The sequence below is a fragment of the Nocardioides sp. genome, from assembly GCF_035429765.1.
GTDB lineage: Bacteria > Actinomycetota > Actinomycetes > Propionibacteriales > Nocardioidaceae > Nocardioides.
The window spans coordinates 1-4,347 of the sequence record NZ_DAOMFK010000234.1; the positions used below are offsets into that span (position 1 = coordinate 1).

5 protein-coding genes are annotated in these 4,347 nt (G+C 73.1%); 1 reads left to right on the forward strand and 4 read right to left on the reverse strand.

Annotated features, from left to right (window positions below):
• A partial coding sequence (locus PLP61_RS15215; RefSeq protein WP_324503605.1) for an LCP family protein occupies window positions 1–995 on the forward strand: 995 nt, incomplete at its 5' end.
• 13 nt (window positions 996–1,008) lie between these two features.
• On the opposite strand, the gene PLP61_RS15220 is transcribed toward PLP61_RS15215, so the two are convergent.
• The 4 genes from PLP61_RS15220 to PLP61_RS15235 all read right to left on the reverse strand — a co-directional run.
• A complete protein-coding gene (locus PLP61_RS15220; protein ID WP_324503606.1) occupies window positions 1,009–2,181 on the reverse strand; it encodes a cysteine--tRNA ligase in 1,173 nt (390 codons plus the stop codon).
• 43 nt (window positions 2,182–2,224) lie between these two features.
• Window positions 2,225–3,748 carry a hypothetical protein gene (locus tag PLP61_RS15225; protein WP_324503607.1) on the reverse strand — a complete coding sequence of 508 codons (1,524 nt, stop codon included), beginning with the start codon at window positions 3,746–3,748 and terminating at the stop codon, window positions 2,225–2,227.
• 3 nt (window positions 3,749–3,751) lie between these two features.
• Window positions 3,752–4,126 (reverse strand): DUF2784 domain-containing protein, encoded by a 375-nt coding sequence (locus PLP61_RS15230; protein WP_324503608.1) that lies wholly within the window; start codon window positions 4,124–4,126, stop codon window positions 3,752–3,754.
• 110 nt (window positions 4,127–4,236) lie between these two features.
• The coding region (locus PLP61_RS15235) for an acyl-CoA dehydrogenase family protein (RefSeq protein ID WP_324503609.1) at window positions 4,237–4,347 on the reverse strand (111 nt) is incomplete at its 5' end.

A 4,347-nucleotide genomic window follows, 5' to 3' on the forward strand; every position in this document is an offset into this window, starting at 1 on the left:
CCGCCGTCCCCCCGTCGGCGCCGGCCGCCGACGGCACGGGGCGGCCCCGGCGCCGGGTGGCCCGCTGGCTGGTCGTGGCGCTCGTGGCCTGGCTGGTGTTCCTGGTCGTGGTCCCGGTGTGGGCCTGGACGCGGATCAGCAAGGTCGAGGCGTTCCCCGCCGGCCAGCGCCCGCCGGAGCAGCCGGGAACGACGTACCTCATCGTCGGCAGCGACTCACGGGCCGGGCTCTCGCGGGCCGAGCGTCGTGACCTCGGCACCGGCAGCGTGTCCGGCCAGCGCACCGACACCATCATGCTGCTGCACGTCGGCTCCGGGCCGAACCTGCTGATGTCGATCCCTCGCGACTCGCAGGTGGAGGTCCCCGGCCACGGGGTCACCAAGATCAACGCGGCCTTCGCCTACGGCGGCCCCAAGCTGCTGGTGCGCACCATCGAGCAGGACACCGGGATCCGGGTCGACCACTACGTCGAGATCGGTTTCGGCGGCTTCGTCGGCGTCGTCGACGCGCTGGGCGGCATCGAGATCTGCCCCACCCAGGACATGAAGGACCCCCTGGCCAACCTCGATATCAGCAAGGGTTGTCAGCAGGCGGACGGGGCGACCGCGCTCGGGTACGCACGCTCCCGCCACACCGACCCGCAGTACGGCGACATCACCCGGGCCGAGCACCAGCGTGAGGTGGTCTCGGCGGTCGGCCAGAAGGCGCTGTCGCCGTGGACCTTCCTCAACCCGGTCCGCTACGTCCGGCTGAACAAGGCGGCGGCGGAGTCACTGCGGATCAGCGAGGGGACCGGACCGTTCGCGATGATGCGCTTCGCGTGGGCGATGACGCGGGTGTCCGGCGACTCGGGGCTGACCTGCACCGTGCCCATCGTGAACCTCAGCGTGGAGTGGGATCCTGAGCGCTCCAAGGCGATGTTCCAGCACATCATCGACGACGACACCGAGGGCATCGGGCGCGACCTGTGCACGCCGAAGGGCCTCCCGCGCTGAGCGCTCGCGTCCCTCAGCGTCGCTCGTCGTGGAGGCGCAGCACGTCCAGCAGCACCCGCGCGGCCGGTCCGCCCGCCGACTCGGCGACCTCGACCGCCGAGGGCACGTCCAGGTCGTCGAGCAGGGCGGCCAGCACCCGCTCGCCTCCGTCCTCGTCCCCCGACCTGCGTGCGGCGCGCCGGAGTCCCTCCAGGGTCGCCGCGGCCTCCTCGAGCAGCGCCGGGGTGTACTCCCAGGACGAGGCCCACGGACGGCCCAGCAGCAGCAGCCGGACGACCGGGCCGGGCACCTGCTCGAGCAGGTCGCGCACGAGCACCAGGTTGCCGGTGGACTTGGCCATCTTGGTCCCGCCGTACAGCACCGTGCCGACGTGGAGCTGGCGCCGGGCGAACGGGGCGGTCCCGGTGGCCGCCTCGCTGATCGCCGCCTGGTAGGCGTGGTGGGGAAAGGCCAGGTCGGCCCCGCCGACCAGCACGTCCAGCGAGGCACCGAAGACGGTCCCCGCCATGGCGGCGCACTCCACGTGCCAGGCCGGGCGTCCCCACCCCCAGGGGCTCGGCCAGGCCGGATGGTCCTCGGGCGAGGGCTTCCACAGCGGCACGTCCCACGGCGACTCCCGGCCGTCCTCCGCCCGGTCACCGAACTCGGCGAACGCCGCGAGGGCCTCGTCCTCGTCGAGGCCGTGCCGGTCGAGCTCGTCGGGGGCCCGGAAGAAGACCGTCCCCCCGCGCTCGTAGGCCCGCCCGAGCCGGAGCAGCGCGTCGGTGAGCATGATGACGTGGGGAACGTGTGCGCGGGCGTGCGGGGTGGCGTCCGGCCGGGCGAACCCCAGGTCCCGCATGTCCCGGTCGAACAGGAACTCCTGGGTGACGGCGAGCTCGTCGTAGTGGCGGTGGTGCCGCCCGGCGGCGGCGGTGAGCACGTCGTCGACGTCGGTCACGTTGCGGCAGGTCACCGGACGCACCTCCAGCGCCCGGGCGAGCGAGGCCAGCAGGTCGGCCCAGATGAAGGTGGCCGCGTGCCCCAGGTGCGTGACGTCGTACGGCGTGATGCCGCAGGTGTAGACCCGCAGCACGCCGGTGAGCGGCAGCGGCGCACCCGCCAGCACGAGGTCGGCCGCGCGCGGGGCGGTCGAGCGAGGGATCTCGTAGCGGCCGGACAGGCCGACGACTCCCGACGTACTCACGTCCATGTCCCCTCCATGGACCGATCATGCCCCACCCGTGCAGTCAGCAGCGCGGCGGCGGCGCCAGGTCCCGCTCGACGCCGCGCAACAGCCAGACGTGCAGCCCGCAGAAGCTGGTCACCCGCTCATAGCGCTCGGCCAGCAGCGCCCGGAGCCGGCCCGACTCGTCGATGTGCCAGGAGTTCAGCGGTGTCGCCTCCACCACCCAGGTGGGGGCCTCGGGCCCGGCCAGCGTGCTGCGCAGCCGCTCCTGGTCGGGGTCCAGCGTGCGCATCGGCAGGCTCCACAGGTAGGGGTAGGGCGAGGTGAGGTCGGCCGTCTCCAGGATCGAGGGCGACCCGTAGAGGACGACGGCGGTGTCGCCCGGCTCGCTGGAGGCGGCCAGCCACTCACCGGTGTGCTGCTGGAACCACACCCACGGGGTGGTCGCGTAGACCACGGCCATGACGACCACGAGACCGGACGCCGAGCCGGCCGCCACCCGGGCCCAGCGGCGGGCCGATCGGCCGTCCCGGTCCCCTCGTGCGGCGAGCATGCCGGTGCCCAGCGCCAGCATCGGCACCAGCCCGATCAGGTAGTGCGCCCAGTAGCTGCCCCCGCCCAGGAGCGCGGTCAGCGCGTAGGCCAGGCCGAGAGTGACCGCCCACTCCTCCGCGGAGAGCCGTCGCACCCGACCCAGGCTCGAGCGCCCCCAGGTCCACAGCAGTGGAACCATCGCGCTGACCAGGGCGAGCCCGAGCAGCTGCCAGGCCCGGGTCAGCGGCGCCGTGGTGCTCTGGCTGAGGATCACCTCGAGGGCCTGCTTCCGGAACGCGCCCAGGTCGGTCCACAGCTGCAGGCCGTCGAGACCGTGCGAGTGGGCCCAGCCGTAGGCGGCCAGGTTGGGCAGCAGGACCCCGACCGCGACGCCGGCGCCGAGCACCAGGCTGCGCGTCTCCACCCGGCGCCGGCGCAGGGAGTCGGCGACGAGGAGCACGGCGACGAAGACCAGCCCGTCCAGGAAGTTCTGCTTGACCAGCACCGCGGAGCCGGCCAGCACCCCCGACCCGACGGCCAGTCCCCATCGAGCCGCTCCCCGGGGCCGGCGCCACGCGTCCAGCGCCAGCGCGACGCTGCCCGCCACGAACGGGGTGGCGAACAGCTCGCCGTCGGCCTGGTCCGCCGCGAGCGCGGGCGAGACGAGCATCGCCGCGGCCACCACCGCGGCCCACCGGGCCGCGGTGTCCCCCGCCACCAGGAACGCGGACCGGGCGACCGCAGCCACCGTCAGCACGGCGAACGGGATGCTCAGCAGCCGGATGGCGCCGTCCCAGTCGGTGAGCGCGGCCACCCGGAAGATCGCCATCAGCAACGGCGGGCGGTCGACGTGGTAGTCGCCGTACAGGAACTCCCCACCGGTGCGCCAGTGCCTGGCGAGGAACAGGTAGCCACCCTCGTCGGACCGCAGCGGCTGGGTCAGGAAGACGAGCCGGGCGGCGACGACGGCCACGCACACCCAGCCGACGAACGTGCGGGTGCGCAGGGCTCCCGCCCAGCGCACGGTGGCCGACCGCGCAGTGGTGAGCACGGCTCAGGTGTGCACCGGGTGCGTCTTGCGGGTCTGCATCCACCTGGCTGCCAGGGCCGCGTAGATCGCCAGGATCACCAGCAGGTGCAGCGCGTAGACCAGCGACTGGGAGCCGTTGGGCAGGTAGGTGCCGAAGAGGTAGTGGTCCAGGTAGGAGCCGGAGTACGCCGACCCGTCCGCCTGCGTGCGCAGCCACTTCTCCGACACGGTGAGGGGACAGCGCCAGCCCATCACCACGATCGTGATGCCCCAGGTGACGGCCATCAGGTGCAGCGCGAGCCAGCGTGGGTCACGGAACCCCAGCAGCCCGCCGCACATCTGGAAGACGAGGTAGGCGGCGTGCAGCACCACCACCCCCCACGCCAGCGTCGTCCACACGCCCCCAAGGCTATCCGGAGCGGCGGGGTACCCGTAACCAGCGGCGCCGGCGGGGCGGCGTGGTCCCACCCGCCCCAGGCGTCACAGCGCGCGAGGCACACTCACACGTGTCACAGCTCAGACTGGATCCCGGCGAGCAGCTGGCGGGCCATCACGATCCGCTGCACCTGGTTGGTGCCCTCGTAGATCTGGGTGATCTTGGCGTCGCGCATCATCCGCTC